General features: G+C 67.5%; 19 protein-coding genes. 4 read left to right on the forward strand and 15 right to left on the reverse strand.

From position 1 onward, the window contains the following. Positions 1-156 precede the first annotated feature (156 nt). Positions 157-864 carry a hypothetical protein gene (locus ASF00_RS14965; protein ID WP_055881019.1) on the forward strand — a complete coding sequence of 236 codons (708 nt, stop codon included), beginning with the start codon at positions 157-159 and terminating at the stop codon, positions 862-864. 176 nt (positions 865-1040) lie between these two features. Here ASF00_RS14965 and queE read toward each other — a convergent pair whose 3' ends face one another. From queE to parE, 8 genes are all read right to left on the reverse strand, one after another. Further along, positions 1041-1673 (reverse strand): 7-carboxy-7-deazaguanine synthase, encoded by a 633-nt coding sequence (gene queE / locus ASF00_RS14970; RefSeq protein WP_055881022.1) that lies wholly within the window; start codon positions 1671-1673, stop codon positions 1041-1043. Between the two features lie 2 nt (positions 1674-1675). Then, positions 1676-2380 (reverse strand): 7-cyano-7-deazaguanine synthase QueC, encoded by a 705-nt coding sequence (gene queC / locus ASF00_RS14975; protein ID WP_055881027.1) that lies wholly within the window; start codon positions 2378-2380, stop codon positions 1676-1678. A gap of 300 nt (positions 2381-2680) precedes the next feature. Beyond that, a complete protein-coding gene (hslO, locus tag ASF00_RS14980; RefSeq protein WP_055882322.1) occupies positions 2681-3586 on the reverse strand; it encodes an Hsp33 family molecular chaperone HslO in 906 nt (301 codons plus the stop codon). Between the two features lie 289 nt (positions 3587-3875). Further along, positions 3876-4796: an ornithine carbamoyltransferase gene (gene argF / locus ASF00_RS14985; protein ID WP_055881031.1), complete on the reverse strand. Its 921-nt coding sequence runs from the start codon at positions 4794-4796 to the stop codon at positions 3876-3878. 141 nt (positions 4797-4937) lie between these two features. Continuing rightward, positions 4938-6128 (reverse strand): aspartate aminotransferase family protein, encoded by a 1191-nt coding sequence (locus tag ASF00_RS14990; RefSeq protein ID WP_055881033.1) that lies wholly within the window; start codon positions 6126-6128, stop codon positions 4938-4940. A gap of 106 nt (positions 6129-6234) precedes the next feature. Then, positions 6235-6495, reverse strand: a complete 261-nt coding sequence (locus ASF00_RS14995) for a BrnA antitoxin family protein (protein ID WP_055881037.1) — start codon at positions 6493-6495, stop codon at positions 6235-6237. Then, entirely contained in the window at positions 6488-6745 is a 258-nt protein-coding gene (locus tag ASF00_RS15000; protein WP_055881040.1) for a BrnT family toxin, read from the reverse strand. The genes ASF00_RS14995 and ASF00_RS15000 overlap by 8 nt, the downstream gene beginning before the upstream one ends. A 39-nt stretch (positions 6746-6784) precedes the next feature. Continuing rightward, positions 6785-8794, reverse strand: a complete 2010-nt coding sequence (gene parE / locus ASF00_RS15005) for a DNA topoisomerase IV subunit B (protein ID WP_055881043.1) — start codon at positions 8792-8794, stop codon at positions 6785-6787. A gap of 158 nt (positions 8795-8952) precedes the next feature. Here parE and ASF00_RS15010 point away from each other — a divergent pair, with 158 nt between their 5' ends. Continuing rightward, a complete protein-coding gene (locus ASF00_RS15010) occupies positions 8953-9801 on the forward strand; it encodes an outer membrane protein (RefSeq protein WP_235525894.1) in 849 nt (282 codons plus the stop codon). 245 nt (positions 9802-10046) lie between these two features. Here ASF00_RS15010 and ASF00_RS15015 read toward each other — a convergent pair whose 3' ends face one another. After that, on the reverse strand, positions 10047-10832 hold the full coding sequence (locus ASF00_RS15015; protein ID WP_055881051.1) for a GcrA family cell cycle regulator: 786 nt from the start codon (positions 10830-10832) through the stop codon (positions 10047-10049). Positions 10833-10910: 78 nt separating this feature from the next. Between ASF00_RS15015 and ASF00_RS15020 the strand changes: the two genes are divergently transcribed. Both ASF00_RS15020 and ASF00_RS15025 read left to right on the forward strand, forming a co-directional pair. After that, positions 10911-11765: an ABC transporter permease gene (locus ASF00_RS15020; protein ID WP_055881054.1), complete on the forward strand. Its 855-nt coding sequence runs from the start codon at positions 10911-10913 to the stop codon at positions 11763-11765. After that, the gene (locus ASF00_RS15025; RefSeq protein WP_235525897.1) at positions 11747-13036 is read left to right on the forward strand and encodes a serine hydrolase; all 1290 of its coding nucleotides are present in this window, start codon (positions 11747-11749) and stop codon (positions 13034-13036) included. The genes ASF00_RS15020 and ASF00_RS15025 overlap by 19 nt, the downstream gene beginning before the upstream one ends. A gap of 236 nt (positions 13037-13272) precedes the next feature. Here the strand turns inward: ASF00_RS15025 and ASF00_RS15030 are convergent, their stop codons facing one another. The 6 genes from ASF00_RS15030 to leuB form a co-directional block, all read right to left on the reverse strand. Further along, on the reverse strand, positions 13273-13800 hold the full coding sequence (locus tag ASF00_RS15030) for a GNAT family N-acetyltransferase (protein WP_235525899.1): 528 nt from the start codon (positions 13798-13800) through the stop codon (positions 13273-13275). A gap of 41 nt (positions 13801-13841) precedes the next feature. Beyond that, positions 13842-14624, reverse strand: coding sequence for a LysR family transcriptional regulator (locus tag ASF00_RS15035; protein ID WP_055881064.1), 783 nt, complete (start codon positions 14622-14624; stop codon positions 13842-13844). Positions 14625-14634: 10 nt separating this feature from the next. Further along, positions 14635-15033: a Co2+/Mg2+ efflux protein ApaG gene (gene apaG / locus ASF00_RS15040; RefSeq protein ID WP_055881070.1), complete on the reverse strand. Its 399-nt coding sequence runs from the start codon at positions 15031-15033 to the stop codon at positions 14635-14637. After that, positions 15030-16235, reverse strand: a complete 1206-nt coding sequence (locus ASF00_RS15045) for a trans-sulfuration enzyme family protein (protein WP_055881074.1) — start codon at positions 16233-16235, stop codon at positions 15030-15032. Before ASF00_RS15045 ends, apaG begins: the two co-directional genes overlap by 4 nt. A gap of 115 nt (positions 16236-16350) precedes the next feature. After that, positions 16351-17451 (reverse strand): glycosyltransferase family 2 protein, encoded by a 1101-nt coding sequence (locus tag ASF00_RS15050; protein WP_055881077.1) that lies wholly within the window; start codon positions 17449-17451, stop codon positions 16351-16353. Beyond that, positions 17448-18494 carry a 3-isopropylmalate dehydrogenase gene (gene leuB / locus ASF00_RS15055; RefSeq protein ID WP_055881081.1) on the reverse strand — a complete coding sequence of 349 codons (1047 nt, stop codon included), beginning with the start codon at positions 18492-18494 and terminating at the stop codon, positions 17448-17450. Before leuB ends, ASF00_RS15050 begins: the two co-directional genes overlap by 4 nt. Between the last annotated feature and the right edge of the window lie 26 nt (positions 18495-18520).

Genomic DNA, 18520 nt, shown 5'->3' on the forward strand with positions numbered 1-18520 from the left:
CCGGTGCGCAAATGGCCGTAGAGCTGGGTCGTTTCGCAGCCGTCGAATCGACCGGCGGCCCGCGCGAAATCGTCCTGCCCAAAAGGTTAAAATCGCTTGGGGGTTTGACGGAAACGCTTTAGATTCGTCGACTTGGAATGCCCTGGGGAGGTTTGAATGAAGGTGTTGCGTACCGCGCTCGCGCTATGCGTAGCGTCGAGCGGGCTCGCTATGGCGCAGTCGGCGTCGGCGCAGTTTTTCTTGCAGTCGCGCGATTTTTCGGGGGCGGCTGTCACGGGTGATGAATCCGACCTGGGTCAGGTGTTGCCCGGCGCCACGTCGACGGAGACGCGCGCCGCTTTGGTGTGGCACATGCGCGCCGCGCTCAACGTCGCGGCGCTCCAGTGCCAGTTCGAACCGACCCTGCTGACGGTGCCGAACTATAACGCGATCCTCGCCGATCACGGCGAGGAATTGAAGGGCGCGTTCGACACGCTGACCAAGTATTTCCTGCGCGTGAACAAGGCAGCGGGCCCCAGGGCGGGCCAGGCCGCGCTCGACCAGTTCGGCACCCGGACCTATTCGAGCTTCGCCACCGTCGCCGCCCAATATGGCTTCTGCCAGACGGCGGCGTCGATCGGTCGCGATGCGGTATTTGCGCCCCGCGGGCATTTCGCCGACGTGGCGCTCGCCCGCTCGCGCGAGTTGCGCAACAGCCTGATACCGTGGGGCGAACAGCGTTTCCCGCGCTATATCGGCCGGGACCGCAACGCCCCCATCGTGCGCTTGGACGCGATCTGCTGGGACAAGAAGGGCGAGTGGGTCGTCAAGAAATGCGGTGCGCAGAACTGGCCGCCGGTCGGCCTGGGCATAGCCGGACGGTAACAAGGCCGTCCTGCTGGAGGCCGCCACCCTCCGGGGCGACGTCCCGGCGGACGCCGCCCCTCTCTTTTGAGACAGGGCGCGGCGGCGATGGTCAACGGTATCGGGCGGGTCGGCGCGTGCCGGGATGACGGACGCGCGACAGCAGCATCGCAGACCCCATCTTCCCCGCGGGTCGTTCAGCGCAATCCGAGCAGCTTGTGCGTCTGCAACGACAATCGCCACTGCGGCCGCTGCATCACCGTCTCCACGCACGCCTCGCGGTTCGCGTCCGCCTGCGGATCGTCGAGCGGCTGGAGCAGCAGGTTCGCGAAATCCCAGGTTTCGATATCGGCGATATCGGTGCCCGGTTGCGGCCAGACCAGTTTCAGTTCGTCGCCGGTGCGCTGGACGACGATGCTGCCCGCCTTGGGGCTGATGCAGACCCAGTCGATGCCGGGATGCGCGGCAATCGTCCCGTTGCTCTCCATCGCGATCCGGAACCCCTCGGCATGGAGCGCATCGACGATCGCGTCGTCGATCTGGAGCATCGGTTCGCCACCGGTCAGCACGACGAAGCGGTCGCGCACGCCCTCCCCCCAGAGGCCCGCAACCGCCGCGGCGAGCGCCGCCGCATCGACGAACCTGCCGCCGCCCAGCCCATCGGTCCCGACGAAGTCGGTATCGCAGAACCGGCACACCGCGGTGCTGCGATCCTGTTCGCGCCCCGACCACAGGTTGCAGCCGGCAAACCGCACGAACACCGCGCGACGCCCGGCGTTGACGCCCTCGCCCTGCAGCGTCAGGAACATCTCCTTGACCGCGTAGCTCATCGTCAGACGGGCTTCACGGCGTAGCGCGTCGGGTCGGCGATCCCCGCCTCGTCGAAGCCGCGCGCGCGCAGGCGGCAGCTGTCGCACTCGCCGCAATGCAGACCACCCGGCGCGGGATCGTAGCACGACCAGCTCAGGCCGAGGTCGAGCCCGAGCCGCGTACCTTCGCGGACGATATCCGCCTTGGTCATGGTCTGCAGCGGCGCCTGGATGCGGAACGGATCGCCCTCGACACCGGCCTTGGTCGCGAGTTCGGCGAGCCCTTCGAACGCGGCGATGAACTCGGGGCGGCAATCGGGATAGCCCGAATAATCGAGCGCGTTGACGCCGATATAGATGTCGCGTGCGCCCGCCGCTTCCGCCCAGCCGAGCGCGAGGCTGAGGAAGATCGTGTTGCGCGCGGGGACGTAGGTCACCGGAATGCCGCCGCCGTCTTCGGTCCCCACGCCGTCCTTCGGCACGTCGATATCGGCGGTCAGCGCGGAGCCGCCGAATGCGGACAGGTCCATTGGCAGGACGATATGGCGTTCGGCGCCGAGTGCATCGGCGATCCGCCGCGCGGCGGCGAGTTCGACGCGGTGGCGCTGGTTATAGTCGAACGAGAGCGCGAGCAGACGTTTGCCCGATTCACGCGCCAGCGCGGCGGATATCATCGAGTCGAGCCCGCCCGAAACGAGCGCGACCGCAAAAGGAGCAGGAGATGTCATGATGCGACGTCCGCTAGGCCAGCGGCGCGCAAAAAGAAAGGGGCCGCCCAGTGAGCGGCCCCCGAAGGTTGGCGCGAACCGCGCCATAAGGGAGAAAAAACGTGCCGAATAAAAGCACCGGTTCAGGGCTAGCGGCAAAGGGTGAAAAGGACGTTAACGCTCCGTTTATCCCTCTCGCCCCCAAGACGAGCCAAGGCAGCGCCCTAGGAGACGGCCCCTGGCCTGGGCGGCCCCACGATCAATCCCCTCACCTCGCATGCGTGCGTCGCGGGCTGGTCTGGCTTTACCAAGGACGAGGAATTACTCACCCACCGCCACTGGGAATTTCTTCGCGCAGAATGCGCAGTCGACGATGATGAACCCCGTCTCGTCCGCCATCGAGCGCCGTTCCTCGATCGGGAATTTCGAGATCACGCCCTTGATGTACGCCGGATCGCAGCGGCAGCCGCGCGTGATCGGGATGTCGGCGAGGATGCGGACATCCTCCTCCTCGTTGAACAGCCGCCACACGAGCGTCTCGAGCGGCAGCGCGGCGTCGGTCAGTTCGTCCACGCCCATCGTGTTGCCGAGCGTGGCGACATGCTCCCATTCGGGATGGTCGAGCTTGGTATGCAGCCGCTCGCGGCCGTCCTCGCCTTCGGGCAGGTGCTGGAGGAACAGCCCGCCCGCGACGCAGCGACCGTCGGGGCCCTTGGCCATGCCGGTGCGGACCATCGTCGGAATCTGTTCGGACTGCGTGAAATAGCTCTGCGCCGCCTCCGACAGCGTGTCGCCGTCGAGCGGGACGATGCCCTGATAGCGCTCGTTGCTGCTCGCCATGTCGAACGTAATCGCGAGATAGCCCGCGCCGAACAGCGCGAACAGCGATGGCTCGGCGGGCGCCTCGGCGAGCTTGTCCGCGTCATATTCGATATAGCCGCGGACCTCGCCGCCGCGGTAATCGCAGACCAGCAGCTGGACGACGCCATTGTCGGTCCGCGTCTGCATCGTCAGCTGGCCGCTGGCGTCCTTCAGCGTCGAACCGATCAGCGCGGCGAGCGTCAGCGCCTCGGCGAGCAGCTTCTCGATCGCGGGCGGATAGGCGTGCGCGGCGAGCACCTCGTCGAGTGCGGTACCGAGCCGGACGATCCGGCCGCGCGCGCTGCGCGCGGGGATCGCAAACGCCAGCGCGCGATCGAGATCGGTCATGTTGGGGTCGTTCACCATCATTCCTTCGTCATTCCCCACCGCGTCGTGATCCCCGCGCAGGCGGGGATCCAGAGCGGCAAACGCTCACGGTCTCAACGCCGGCTCGGAGTTTATGGATTCCCGTCTCCACGGGAATGACGGAAATGGGGGCGCGCAGGCGCTCGATCAACCGATCGGGTAATCTGGCGATCGCCCGATCTCGCTCCCGTCCGTCACCCCAGCGAACGCTGGGGCATCCCGATTGGCGGACGCAGCGGCCCAAACGGGGGGATCGCAGCTTTCGCTGGGATGACGGACGGGGTTCAGACTAGCCGATCTGCCCGAAGCACCAGCGCAGCACCGATTTCTGCGCATGGAGGCGGTTTTCGGCTTCCTGCCAGATCAGCGACTGCGGGCCGTCGATGACCTCGGGCGTGACCTCCTCGCCGCGATGCGCGGGGAGGCAGTGGAGGAACTTCGCGTCGGGCTTGGCCATCGCCATCAGCGCGGCGTCGACCTGATACGGTGTCAGCGCCTTCAGCTTGGTCTCGGCATGTGCCTGCCCCATCGAGATCCAGGTGTCGGTGACGATGATGTCCGCGCCCTCGACCGCCTCTTGCGGCGACGCGACGACGCGCGCGCGGCCCTTGCCGAGCGCGACGTCGGCCTCGGTCGGCTGGTAGCCTTGCGGACAGGCCGCGGCGACGTCGAAGTGCATCAGCCCGGCCGCCTCGACGATCGAGGCGAGCACGTTGTTGCCGTCGCCAAGCCACGCGACCTTGAGGCCGGGCAGCGTCTTGCCGCTCTCGATGATCGTCAGCAGGTCAGCCATGATCTGGCACGGATGCGACGCGTCGGTCAGGCCGTTGATGACGGGGACGCTGGCATAGTGCGCCATCTCCTCGATCTTGGCGTGATCGTCGGTGCGGATCATGATCGCGTCGACATAGCCCGACAGGATGCGCGCGGTATCCGCGATCGATTCGCCGCGGCCGAGCTGCATCGAGCCGGCGTCGGACACGATCGAGGTGCCGCCGAGCTGGCGGATCGCCATGTCGAACGAGAAGCGCGTGCGGGTGGAATTCTTCTCGAACACCATCGCGAGGGTGTGACCGGCGAGCGGCGCGTCGGCATCGGCACGACCCTTGGGGAAGCCGGCGCGCGCGGCCTTGCGATCGAGCGCGTCGGCCAGCATCGCGGCGATGCCGTCGGCACCCGCGTCGGTGAGATTCAGGAAATGGCGGGTCATATTATCCTCCCCGGCACGGGGAGGGGGACCGTTCGCATGGCGAAGGGTGGAGGGGGCCCTCCACGAACGCAACACCGCGGGGCGATCCCCCTCCACCATGCTTCGCATGGTCCCCCTCCCCGCATGCGGGGAGGATCGGTTTTAATCGTCGGCGGCGGGCACGTAGACACGCGCGGCGGTCGACAGCTTGTCGATGCACTCGGCGATATGGCTCTCGTCGATCACCAGCGGCGGCAGGATGCGGATGACGTTCTCGCCCGCCGACACCAGCAGCAGATTGTGATGATCGCGCGCAAACGCGACGAACGCGCGGCTGTCGCTCTTGAGCTTCAGCCCGAGCATCAGCCCGGTGCCGCGGACGCTGTCGAACAGATGATCGTGATTGGGAATCATCTGCTCGAGCCCCTGCCGCAACCGGTCGCCCATCGCGGCGACGTGGTCGAGGAACCCGTCCTCCAGGATGACGTCGAGGATCGCCTCGCCCGCCGCCATCGCCAGCGGGTTGCCGCCATAGGTCGAGCCATGCGTGCCCGCGACCATGCCCTTGGCCGCCTCCTCGGTCGCGAGGCACGCGCCGAGCGGGAAGCCGCCGCCAATGCCCTTGGCGACCGACATGATGTCGGGGGTGATGCCGTACAGCTCGTGCGCGAAGAACTTGCCGGTCCGGCCATAGCCGCACTGGACCTCGTCGAGGACGAGCAGCAGGCCGTGCTCGTCGCACGCTTTCCGCAGGCCCTGGAGAAATTCCGGGCTCGCCTGGCGGATACCGCCCTCGCCCTGGATCGGCTCGACCAGGAAGCCCGCGGTGTTGTCGTCGATCAGCGCGAGCGCGCCTTCGAGATCGTTGAACTTGGCATAGGCGAATCCGGGCAGCAACGGTTCGAACCCGTCGCGCATCTTGGCCTGGTTGGTCGCCGAGATCGCGCCGAGCGTGCGGCCGTGGAACGCGGTGTCGAACGTGATCAGCGTGTGCCGCTCAGGATTGCCGTTGGCGAAATGATAGCGCCGCGCGGTCTTGATCGCGCATTCGACCGCTTCCGCACCCGAATTGGTGAAGAAGACGGTGTCGGCAAAACTGTTGTCTACGAGCCGCTGCGCGAGATGCTCGCCTTGCGGTGACCCGTACAGGTTCGACACATGCATCAGCGTGGCGGCCTGGTCGGCGATCGCCTTAGTCAGATGCGGGTGCGCGTGGCCGAGCGCGTTGACCGCGATGCCGCTGGCGAAATCGAGATATTGCTGGCCGTCCTCACCGAAGAGGTACGCGCCCTCGCCTCGGACCGGACGCACGCCACACCGCGGGTAGACGGGCATGAGCGGGGTGATGGTCACAGGCGCTTCCTCTTCGAAACGAGAAGGGCGGCCCCGATGGACCGCCCGGAATGCCTAATACGGGCGGTGAGGGAGGTGCGTCAACCTTGGCCGGACGTGGCGCGGCTCAGACCTTGGCCTGTCGCAGCGCCTCGTTCATCCGCGACTGCCACCCCGGGCCGGTGGCCTTGAACTTGTCGAGCACGTCCGGATCGAGGCGAAGGGTCACCGTCTTCTTGGTCGGCGCGGCCTGCGGCCCGCGGCGGCGTACCAGCAGCGCGGCGACGTCGGGGGGCAGGACTTCGGATGCGGGGCGGGCCTTGGCGAAGTCCTCTTCGGTCCACTCGGGATTCTCGTCGAAGTCGGGCGGTGGGGGCATCCTATTCATAACGCCGCATCTCCTTTTCATGCGCTCGTCGAAAACTGATGAGGCGGATCATCGCCTCTCTCCGCATGAAGATGATACAGAAACCGCGGCCAGCGATCCGGCCATACGCACGGTAGCGAACTTCCCCATATTCGTATCGACCGTCGATCCTGACGATCGGATCATCGTCAAACCCTGCGAACGCCGCCAGAGACACGCCATGCTTGGCGATGTTGGCCGCGTCTTTTTCAGGGTCGAACGTAAATTCCACCTAAGCCCACCCCGCCAAATTGTCAATACGATTAGCGTCTCACGCGTCGATCGCTTCCTCGTCCATCCGGCCCGCATTTTCCTGGATGAAGGCGAAGCGGTGGGCAGGGTTGTTGCCCATCAGGCGGTCGACGAGATCCTTCACACCAGCCCGCTCCTCATATTCCTGCGGGAGCGTGATGCGGAGCATGCCGCGCGTGGCGGGGTCCATGGTGGTTTCGCGGAGCTGGCCGGGGTTCATCTCGCCAAGGCCCTTGAAGCGGCCGACATCGACCTTCTTGCCCTTGAACACAGTGCGTTCGAGCTCGGCCCGGTGCGCGTCGTCTCTCGCATAGACGCTCTTGGTGCCGACGGTCAGGCGGTAGAGCGGCGGCTGCGCGAGGTAGAGATGCCCGCGGCGGACGAGTTCGGGCATCTCCTGGAAGAAGAACGTCATCAGCAACGTCGCGATGTGCGCGCCGTCGACGTCTGCGTCGGTCATGATGACGATGCGTTCGTAGCGCAGCGTGTCGGGCGTGCAGTCCTTGCGCGTGCCGCAGCCAAGCGCCAGCGTCAGGTCGGCGATTTCCTGGTTGGCGAAGATCTTCGCGCTGGTGGCGGACGCGACGTTGAGGATCTTGCCGCGGATCGGGAGGATCGCCTGCGTCTTCCGGTCGCGCGCCTGCTTGGCCGAACCACCGGCCGAATCGCCCTCGACGATGAACAACTCGGTGCCTTCGGGCGAGTTGGCGGAGCAGTCGGTGAGCTTGCCGGGCAGGCGGAGTTTCCGCGCGGAGGTCGCGGTCTTGCGCTTGACGTCGCGTTCCTGCTTGCGGCGCAGGCGTTCGTCCATCCGCTCGAGCACATAGTTCAGCAGCGCCTTGCCGCGATCCATGTTGTGGCTGAGGAAATGATCGAAATGATCGCGGACCGCCTTTTCGACGAGGCCGGCTGCCTCGGGGCTGGTGAGGCGATCCTTGGTCTGGCTCTGGAATTGCGGTTCGCGGATGAAGACCGAGAGCATCAGTTCGCTGCCGACCATCACGTCGTCCGCGCTGATATCCTTGGTCTTCTTGTTGCCGACGAGATCGCCGAACGCGCGCAGGCCGCGGACGAGCGCCTGGCGCAGGCCCTGCTCGTGCGTGCCGCCGTCGGGGGTCGGGATGGTGTTGCAATACCAGCTGTACGAGCCGTCGCTCCACAGCGGCCACGCAACGGCCCATTCGACGCGCCCTTGCGTCTCGCCGTTCGCGCTCGGGAAATCCTGCGAGCCCGAGAAGAAATCGGAGGTCGCGCATTCGCGGCCGGCGATCTGGTCGCGTAAGTGATCGGCGAGGCCACCCGGGAACTGGAAGACAGCCTGTGCGGGCGTGTCGTCGCCGATCAGGTCAGGCGCGCAATGCCAGCGGATCTCGACGCCCGCGAACAGATACGCCTTCGAACGGACGAGCTTGTAGAGGCGCTGCGGCTTGAAGTTCAGTTCGGTGCCGAAAATCTCGGTATCGGGGGTGAACGCGACGCTGGTGCCGCGGCGATTGGGCGTGGGCCCGAGATGCTCGATCGGGCCGAGCGTCTGCCCCTTGGCGAAGCGCTGTCGGTAGAGCTGTTTGTCGCGCGCGACCTCGACGACGGTGTCCGACGACAGCGCGTTGACGACGCTGATGCCGACGCCGTGCAGGCCGCCCGAGGTCGCGTACGCCTTGCCCGCGAACTTGCCCCCTGAGTGCAGCGTCGAGAGGATCACCTCGAGCGCCGACTTGTCGGGAAATTTCGGATGCGGATCGACCGGAATGCCGCGGCCATTGTCGACGATCGTCAGGCGGTTATTGGCGTCGAGCGTCACCTCGATCCGCGTGGCATGCCCCGCCACCGCCTCGTCCATCGCATTGTCGAGCACTTCGGCGGCAAGGTGATGCAGCGCGCGCTCGTCGGTGCCGCCGACATACATGCCGGGGCGGCGGCGTACGGGTTCGAGTCCCTCGAGGACCTCGATCGAGGAGGCGTCATAGGTAGTGGCGGCGGGTTTGCCGACGCCAGGTGCGCCCGGGGACGCGAACAGATCTTCAGCCATGCGCCGAGCGTAGCCGCAGGCGTCGGACAAAGCCACAGGCTCCGTTTGTTCTCGTGTAACCCGAAAGCCACATTGACGCAGATTATTGTGGCGAAGGGATAAATTTTCCGTCGATCGCCGTTTATGAAAAACCTGTCATGTGGTTTCCGGGAGTGAATATGAGCAAGAGAATGATGTCGGCCTTGATCGGGAGCGCCGCATTGGGATTCGCCGCAACGCCTGCCGCCGCGCAGGAGGTCACCGCCGACGCACCGTTCAGCGGCGTCTATGTCGGCGGATCCTTCGGCTATGACGTCCAGCCGAACGATGTCGGCGAGACGATCGAGTTCGATCGCAATCTGGACGGTGTCTTCCGCGATACCATCTCGACTGCGACCGTCGCCAACGCGTTCTCGCCCGGTTTCTGCAACGGCCGCGCGACCAGCAATATCGCACCCGGCAACGGTGGTCGCGGATGCCGTAGCGACAAGGATGGCATCGGCTATTCGGCGCGCGTCGGCGCGGATTACCAGCGCGGCAACATCGTCGTCGGCGTCGTCGGCGAGTTCGGCAAGAACGAGGTCAGCGACAGCGTTTCGGCGTTCAGCACCACGCCCGCCTTCTACACCATGACGCGCGACCTGAAGTGGGAAGCCTCGGCGCGCGGTCGCCTCGGCTATGCGGCGAACACGACGCTGTTCTACGGCACGTTCGGCGTCGGCTATGCCAACATCGACAACAGCTTCACGACGGGCAACACCGCCAACACCTTCACCACCAACGGTGGCAGCAAGGAATGGGGCATCGTCGGCGGCGGCGGTATCGAGCAGAAGCTGGGCAAGAACTTCTCGGTGGGCCTCGAATATCAGTACCACCAGTATGAAGACACCGACTACCGCGTCCGCGCTTCGGGTGGACCGACCGGCGGCCCCTTCACGCGCGGCAACGCGTCGGGCACCGATTTCCGTCGTAACTTCGATTATTTCCGCTGGCACAGCCTGCGCGCCACGGCCGCGTTCCGGTTCTGAGGCGAAGGGCGGCCGCTGCCACGCTGGCAGCGGCCGCCCAAGCCCCGGCCGGCGCGGCCCGCCGCGTCCCCCGCCGCGTCCGACGACATGGGCTTTGCCCATGCCTAGCTAATACAGAAGAGGCCGCTTCCCCAGCTGAGGAAGCGGCCTCTTCTATGTCACGATCGATGTACCACCCACTCCGTCATCCTGACCCAAGTCAGGATGACGGATGAGGTTTGCGGCCCGCCCGCATCGAAGCAGGCTTATCGAGGCCGAGGACCGCCAAACGGGAGCGGCGGAGTCGGACGGCGATCGCGCCGCGGCAGCTGCGCCTGATAGGCATGGCCGCAATGGTCGACGCAATAGGGGAAGCCGGGGTTCACCGCCTTGCCGCAGAAATGAAAGTCGGGCTCGCCAGGATGGCCGAGCGGCCATTTGCAGATCCGATCGTTCAGCTCGAGCAGGCTCGTCTTGTTCGCCATCTCGGCGGACGGCTTGGCGGGCACCAGACGGCGCGGCGGCGCGGGCGTGCTCGGCGGCTGCTGTTCGCCGGGGGCCTGGCGGAGGAAGCCGCCGGGGCCGACCGAGCGCAGGATCGGCTGTGGCGCGCGAGCGGCCGGTGCCACCGGAGCGACCTCGTCCTCGTCCCCGTTCTCGTCCCCGTCCTCGTCGCCGTTCTCGTCCTCAGCGTCCTCGGGCTCTTCAGCGACCGGCTCGGGCGCGACCGGCGCAGCAGGCTTGGCCGCCGCGCTGGGCGGTGCCGCCACCGGCGGCGCGACGGGCGCAGGCTCGGGCGTGACGAATACCGGCTCGGCCGCGTCCGCCGCAACCGGGGCCGAAGCCCCTGCCCCTGCAGCAGCCGCCGCCGCCTTCGCTTCGGGATCGTTCGGCTTCACCGGCGACGGGCGCGCCTGCAGCTCGAGGCGATGCGCCTTGCCGATCACGGCATTGCGGCTGACGCCACCCAAGGCTTCGGCGATCTGGCTGGCGGTCTGCCCCGCCTCCCACATCGTCTTGAGCGTCTCGATGCGCTCGTCGGTCCAGGACATATTCGTTCCTTAGTCAGCGTCAGCCGGCCAGTGTTAAGCGGTTGCGGGCGGCGGCGGCAGCGATTACCCGCAATGCCTATGAGCAGCCAGCCCCCAATCGGTGAAATCCATTCGGCGGTGCACTCCGCCCCCGGCGTTCCCGTCATCAAGAGCGTGAACTGGGAGGGACTGCGCACCCTCTATATCAAGGAGGTGCGCCGGTTCTTCAAGGTGCAGCTTCAGACGGTGTGGGCGCCGGCGATCACGACGCTGCTGTTTCTGATCGTGTTCACCATCGCGACCGGCGCGAAAAGCCCGGTTCCGGTCGATGGCCAGATCGTCGCGTTCGCCGATTTCATCGCCCCCGGGCTGATCATCGCGCAAGGGATGATGGGGCCGGCATTCGCCAATGCGAGCTTCTCGCTGCTGGTCGGCAAGATGCAGGGGACGATCGTCGACTATCTCCAGCCGCCGCTGTCGACGGGTGAGTTGCTCGCCGCGCTGGTCGGCGGCGCGGTGACGCGCGCGGTCATCGTCGGGGTCGTGGTGTGGGCTGCGATGGCGCTGTATCCCGGCGTGCACGTGACGCCGCATGCACCGCTCGCGATCATCTGGTTCGGGTTGCTCGGCGCGGTATTCCTGGCATTGCTGGGCGTGCTGACGTCGATCTGGGCGGACAAGTTCGATCATGCCGCCGCGGTCACCAACTTCGTGATCGCGCCGCTCTCGCTGTTGTCGGGCACCTTCTATTCGGTCGACAAGCTCGCGCCCGCCTTCCGCGCGTTCAGCCATGCCAACCCGTTTTTCTACATCATCTCGGGCTTTCGCTACGGGTTCCTGGGGATCGCCGATTCGCCGGTGATGATCGGCGGGATCGTGATCCTGGTGATCGACGTGGTGCTCGCGACGCTCTGCTACCGACTGCTCAAGAGCGGGTGGAAGCTGAAGAACTGATGCGCAGGCTGGCGCTCCGGCTGCTCGCGATCCTGATGGCGCTGTTGCCCGTCGGAGTCGGCGCGCAGGGGGTTCAGCCAGACCCGGCGTTGCGCGCCAGGGCGGACGCACTCGTGGCGATACTGGACGGTCGCGGGGCGTACAGAACCTATTTCGCCGCGAGCTTCCGCGACAAGGTGCCGGCGGCGCAGCTGTCGGCGATCGCCGCGCAGTTGAAGGCGGCGATCGGCGCGCCGCAAAGGATCGACGCCTTCACCGCGACCTCGGCATGGTCGGCCGACCTGACCGTCAGGTATGCGCGCGGCACGGCGAGCGTCCGCCTGGTGATCGATCCCGCCCCGCCGCATGCCGCGACCGGGCTGCTGATTACCGGCACGGCGCCGCGCGACGACAGCATGGCCAAGCTTGAAGCCGAGTTTCGCGCGCTGCCGGGGGCCAGCGGGTTCGGGCTGTATGCGCTGGGTCAGGGCAAACCCGTGCCGATTCTCGACTATCGTGCCGACGTCGTCGCGCCGCTCGGGTCGGCGTTCAAGCTGTGGGTGCTGGCGGAGTTGGCGCGACAGGTGGCGGCGGGCGAGCGGCACTGGGCGGACGTCGTGACGGTCGGCGCGCCGTCGCTCCCCTCGGGTGTGTTGCAGACCTGGCCGGCGGGATCGCCGGTGACGGTGCAGACGCTGGCGACGCTGATGGTCTCGATCAGCGACAATACCGCGACGGATACGCTGCTGGCGACGCTCGGACGCGCAAAGGTCGATGCGATGGCCGCATTGGCCGGCGGCAGCGTGCCGGTGATGACGACGCGCGAGATGTTCGCGGTGAAGGGCGATGCCGCGCTGACCAGGGCCTGGGCGGCAGGCTCGGTCGATGCGCGCCGGTCGCTGCTGGCCGAGACGGCGGCGACGATCGCGACGGCCACGCTCGACCCGACCGTGTTCGCCGGCAAGCCGGTGGCGATCGACAGCGTCGAATGGTTTGCCAGCCCCGCGGCGATGGCGGGGCTGCTCGATCGGTTGCGCGGGGCGGATGCTACGACCCGGGCGATAATGTCGATCAACGCGGGGGTGGATCCGGCGATCGCCAAGCGGTTCGGCTATGTCGGGTTCAAGGGCGGCGGCGAGCCTGGGGTGCAGACGTTGAACTACCTCGTCCAGGCCAAGGACGGACGCTGGTACGCCGCGACCGGTAACTGGCACCGCGCAGATGACGCGGTGAGCGAGGTCCGGTTCGCGGGGCTGATGGGGCGGGCGCTGGCGTTGCTGGCGGCGCGGTAAATAGCTTCATCGCACCACGGTTCCCCCGCGAAGGCGGGGGCCCAGGATACCAAACGCCATCGCCCGCAACCTGGACTCCCGCGTTCGCGGGAGAACGGCAGTGGGGCCTGTGGAGCTGGAGCCCCCCCCGGCGAAGGCCGGGGCCCAATTGGGGACCGTCGCTAACTAAGGGCGGCGCTTCGTTACGCCGACCTTTCCAGTTGGGCCCCGGCCTCCGCCGGGGTGGGAGAAACGGCCTAGGCGCGCCCGGCGGCCTGCCAGCTGTCCGCGCACAGACCGTAGATCAGGCTGTCGCGCAGGCCGAGATGCGTTTCCCATTCGTCGCGCAATAGTCGCTCGCGGCGAAATCCCAGGCGCTCGAGCAACAGGATCGACGCGGTATTCTCGGTATCGGCGTCGGCGAACACGCGTTTGCGCCCCTCGGCGAACAGCCGGTCGATCACCGCCGACACCGCCTCGCGCGCAATCCCCCGTCCCCACGCCTCACGCGCGAGGATGAAACCGATCTCGGTTACCCCGGCCCCGTCGGCCTCGCTGCCCGAGACCCAGCCGATCGCGCGGTCGTCGCCGGTGCGTGTGATCGCCCAGGTGCGCTGGTTGCCCGGCGCGGCCTCCTCGGCGAGATAGCTGCGGACATCGTCGACGCTGTCGAGCGGGCCGTCGGCGGAATAGGCCATCAAGTCCGCATCGGCGAGCATCGGATGCAACGCCGTCGCATCCCCCTCGACGAGCGGGCGCAACCGGAGCCGGCGGGTCTTCAGCACCGGCGAAACGCCGGCACGCCGCGGTCTGCGCCCGGGCTGCCTCACGCGGTGAGCGCGTCGACGAGCGCGCGGACCTTCTTTTGGCGCCATTGCGGCAACGGGGCGACCAGCCAATATCCGCCCTTGGACGGCTGCGACTCGCCGATCAGCCGCACGCGGGCCTGCGCCAGATCGCGCCGCGCCAGCAATTCGGGGACGGTCGCACGCCCCAGCCCCGCCGCCGCCGCATCGATCGCGAGCCCGGCGTCGGTAACGCGGACCAGTGCCACGCCCTCCTCACCAGACCACGCGATCGCCGAGTCGCCGTCCATGCCGGGCGCGGCGATCGTCACCATGCCTTCGGACTCGAGCGCCTCGCCCTCATGCTCGCCCGGGCCATCGCCCCAGCGGATCGCGAGATCGAGATTGGCTTCGGTGAAGTCGACATTCTCGTCCGCGGTGATCAGCACGAAGCGGAGTTCGGGATCGGCCTCGGCGATCTGCGCGAGCCGCGGCATCAGCCATTTTTCGGTCAGGTCGCGCGGCGCGGCGATCGTCAGTGACTTGGACGACTGGCCAGCCTGCATCGCGCGCACGGCTTCCTCGAACTGGAGGAAGCCGCCGCGCAGCGCGCCCAGCCCCGCCTCCGCCTCGGGGGTGAGTTCAAGCCCGCGCGTGGTGCGGCGGAACAGGACGACGCCGAGCGTATCCTCGAGCGCACGGATCTGCTGGCCGACCGCGGCCGGCGTCACCGCCAGCTCGTCCGCGGCGCGCGTGAAGGACAAATGCCGCGCCGCCGCGTCGAGCACGCGCAGGCCGTTGAGCGGGAGATGCGTGCGCTTCATCGCGGACTTCTCAATGCAGCACCGCGGGTGCGAGGAGCGCGAAGCGGGGGATTTCGACGTCGAAGATCGCGCCGTCCTCGCGGACCATCCGGTACGTGCCCTGCATCGCGCCCGACGGCGTCGCGAGCGGGCAGCCCGAGACGTAATCGAAGCTCGCCCCCGGCTCGATCACCGGCTGCTCGCCGACCACGCCCTCGCCCTCGACCGAGTGACGTGCGCCACGGCCGTCGGTGATAACCCAGTGGCGGGTGAGCAGCTGGACGCTCTCGTCGCCCCCGTTCTCGAGCCGGATATGATACGCCCAGAACCAGCGGCCGCGATCGGGCTCGGACTGTTCGGGCAGATAGCTGACCGACACGCGGACCGTTACCCCATCGGTCGTCGCCGCGTTGGGGAACAGCGCCTTCACAGGCCGGCCTTGCTCAGGGCCTGGTCAAGATCGTCGATCACGTCCTGCGCGTCCTCGAGCCCGACGTTGATTCGCAGCAGCCCTTCGGTCACGCCCATCTCGGCCTGCTTGTCGGGCGAGACGCTCGCATGCGTGGTCGAGGCCGGATGCGTCATCAGCGAGCGCGAATCGCCGATGTTGTTCGAGATATCGACCAGTTCGAGCCCGTCGAGCAATGCGTGCGCCTGCTCGCGCCCCTCGACCTCGAACGCGAAGATCGGGCCGCACGCATCCATCTGGCGCATCGCGAGCTCGTGCTGCGGGTGGCTCGGCAGGAAGGGGTGCAGCACGCGCGGCACCCGGCCTTCGAGGAATTGCCCGACCTTCATCGCGTTCTCGGACTGGCGGTGGATGCGCAGGTCGAGCGTCTCGAGCCCCTTGAGCACCACCCATGCGTTGAACGGCGACAGCGTCGGGCCGGTGTTGCGCGTGAAGGGCAGCAGCGTGTTGGTAATGAAATCCTCGGTCCCGCAGACCGCGCCGGCGAGCACGCGGCCCTGCCCGTCCATCATCTTGGTCGCGCTATAGGCGGTGACGTCGGCGCCGAACTCCATCGGCCGCTGGAGCGCCGGCGTCGCGAACGCATTGTCGACCACGGTGGTGATGCCGCGTTCGCGCGCGATGTCGCAGATCGCCTTGAGGTCGGCGATGTCCATCGTCGGGTTGGCGGGCGTCTCGAAGAAGAACACCTTGGTCTCGGGGCGGACCGCGTCGAGGAACGCCTGCGGATCGCGCGCATCGACGATCGTCGTCGCGATCCCGAACTTCGGCAGCAGCGTGTCGGTCAGCCAGCGGCACGAGCCGAACGCCGCGCGGCCGCCCACCAGATGGTCGCCGGTCTGGAGCTGGCATAGCAACGCCGCGGTCATCGCCGCCATGCCCGTCGCCATCGTCCGGCACGCCTCGGCGCCTTCCAGCAGCGCGATCCGCTCCTCGAGCATCTGCACGGTCGGGTTCTGCAGGCGGGAATAGGTCATCCCCTCCTGCTCGCCGGCAAAGCGCGCCGCGGCGTCGCCCGCCTTGTCGTAGCAATAGCCCGAGGTGAGGAACAACGCCTCCGACGTCTCGCCATATTCGCTGCGGGCGGTGCCGCCGCGGATGGCGCGCGTCGCGGGACGCCAATTCTGGGTGATCGAACGATCCTGGCCGGTCTTGCGCTTCATGCCCGCCGCTTTGCCGCTGGGGAGCCGCGATGACAAGCCTTGCGGTCTTGTCGGGCGGCGGAGATGCACCGTGCCGTCTCCATCCTCCCCCGCCAGGGGGACTATGGAGACGTCGCTAGTACCGCCCCCAGGTGAATTTGGACGACAGCGCGTAGTTCCACACCGCGCCGACCAGCACGCCGACCAGCGCCGACGCCGCCCACGCGCCGTTGCGGAAATCGTGGAGGAACGCCGCGACGCCGACGTTGGCGACGGCCCCCACCGCGCAGATCAGCGCGAACGACACCCAGCCGTCGAGCATCTGCCGCCAGCCCTTCAGGCGGCGGTCGCGATAGGTGAGCGCGTTGTTGAGGAAGAAATTGAGCGTCAGCGCGGCGAACGTCGCGAGGATCTCCGCGGGCAGGAACGGGATGCCGAGCCCGAGATAGGAGGCAGTGAGCACGCCCATATGCACGCCGACGCCGAGCACCCCGATCGCGGAGAACATCGCGAACCGCACGGGCACGACGCGCCCGAACATCCGGTCGTAGATCGCGATCAGATATTCCATCGCGACGACGTGATCGAGCTTGCTCTCGCCCTCGGTGCGGCAGCGGAAGGTGTAGGGGACCTCCACGAAGCGGAGCGGCGTCGGCGACGCGGTGAGCAGGTCGAGCAGGATCTTGAAGCCGATCGCCGACAGCGCGGGGGCGAGGCGGCGGACGATATCGGTGCGGATCATGAAGAACCCGCTCATCGGATCGTTGAGATCGCATTTCAGCACGCGGCGCGACATGCGGGTGGCGAGCGCCGACTTGGCGACCCGGTCGCTGTCCCACTCGCCGGTGCCGCCGCCACTGACGAAGCGCGAGCCGATCACCACGTCGGTCTCGCCATCCTTGAGCCGGTCGAGCATCGCCGGCAGCAGCGTCTCGTCATGCTGCAGATCGCCGTCGATCACCGCGACGACCGGCGCCGCGGTCGCGCACATCCCCTCGATACACGCCGAGGACAGCCCGCGCCGGCCGATCCGCTGGATCACGCGGACGCGCGTGTCGAGCCGGGCGATCGCGCGCGCGGCGTCGGCGGTGCCGTCGGGACTGTCGTCGTCGACGAAGATCGCCTCCCAGTTGCGCCCGGCCAGCGCTTGGTCGAGCTTGGCGATCAGCGTCGGGACATTGGCCTTTTCATTGAACGTCGGGATGACGACCGCGAGTTCGAGCAGGTCGGGCGTCAACCGAGCGTGGCCAGCACCGCATCGCCCATCGCGGACGTCGTCAGCGTGCCACCGAGGTCGGGTGTGCGCGCACCGCCGAGAATCGCCGCCGCGACCGCAGCCTCGATCCGGTCGGCGGCGTCGGGCAGGTCGAGCGAATGGCGCAGCATCATCGCCGCGGACAGGATCGCGGCGCACGGATTGGCCTTGCCCTGCCCGGCGATGTCGGGCGCGCTGCCGTGGATCGGTTCGTACATGCCCTTGTTCGAGTCGTTGAGCGCAGCCGACGGCAGCATCCCGATCGAACCCGCACACATCGACGCCTCGTCCGACAGGATGTCGCCGAACAGGTTGCCGGTGACGATCACGTCGAACTGGCCCGGGTTGCGGACCATCTGCATTGCCGCGTTGTCGACATACATGTGGCTGAGTTCGACATCGGGATAGTCGGCCGACACCTCGATCACGACGTCGCGCCACAGCTGCGAGGTCTCGAGCACATTGGCCTTGTCGACCGACAACAGCTTGCCCTTGCGCGTGCGGGCGGTCTCGAAGCCGACGCGCGCGATGCGCGCGATCTCGGTTTCGTCGTAGCGCATCTCGTCATGGCCTTCGCGCAGACCGTCGGCGGTGGTGCGGATACCCTTCGCGCCGAAATACACGTCGCCGGTCAGTTCGCGGACGATGACCATGTCGATCGACCGGGCGATCTCGGGCCGCAGCGCGGACGCATCCTCGAGCCCGGCGAACAGCTTGGCGGGGCGCAGGTTCGCAAACAGCCCAAGGTCCTTGCGCAGGCCGAGGATCGCTTGCTCGGGGCGGAACTGGCGTTCGAGCGCATCGCAGTCGGGATCGCCGACCGCGCCGAACAGGATGGCGTCGGCACGCCGCGCGAGGTCGAGCGTCTCGGGCGGCAGCGGATGACCCGCGGCCTTGTACGCGGCGCCGCCGACGAGACCCTCTTCATAGGTCAGGTCGAGGCCGAGCGCATCGAGCACCCGGCGCGCTTCCGCGGTGACTTCGGGTCCGATGCCGTCGCCGGCCAGTATCGCGATCAAGGGCATGTGCGTTCCTCCTGCGCGGCCCTTGC

This window comes from Sphingomonas sp. Leaf34, assembly GCF_001421805.1.
Taxonomy (GTDB): domain Bacteria; phylum Pseudomonadota; class Alphaproteobacteria; order Sphingomonadales; family Sphingomonadaceae; genus Sphingomonas.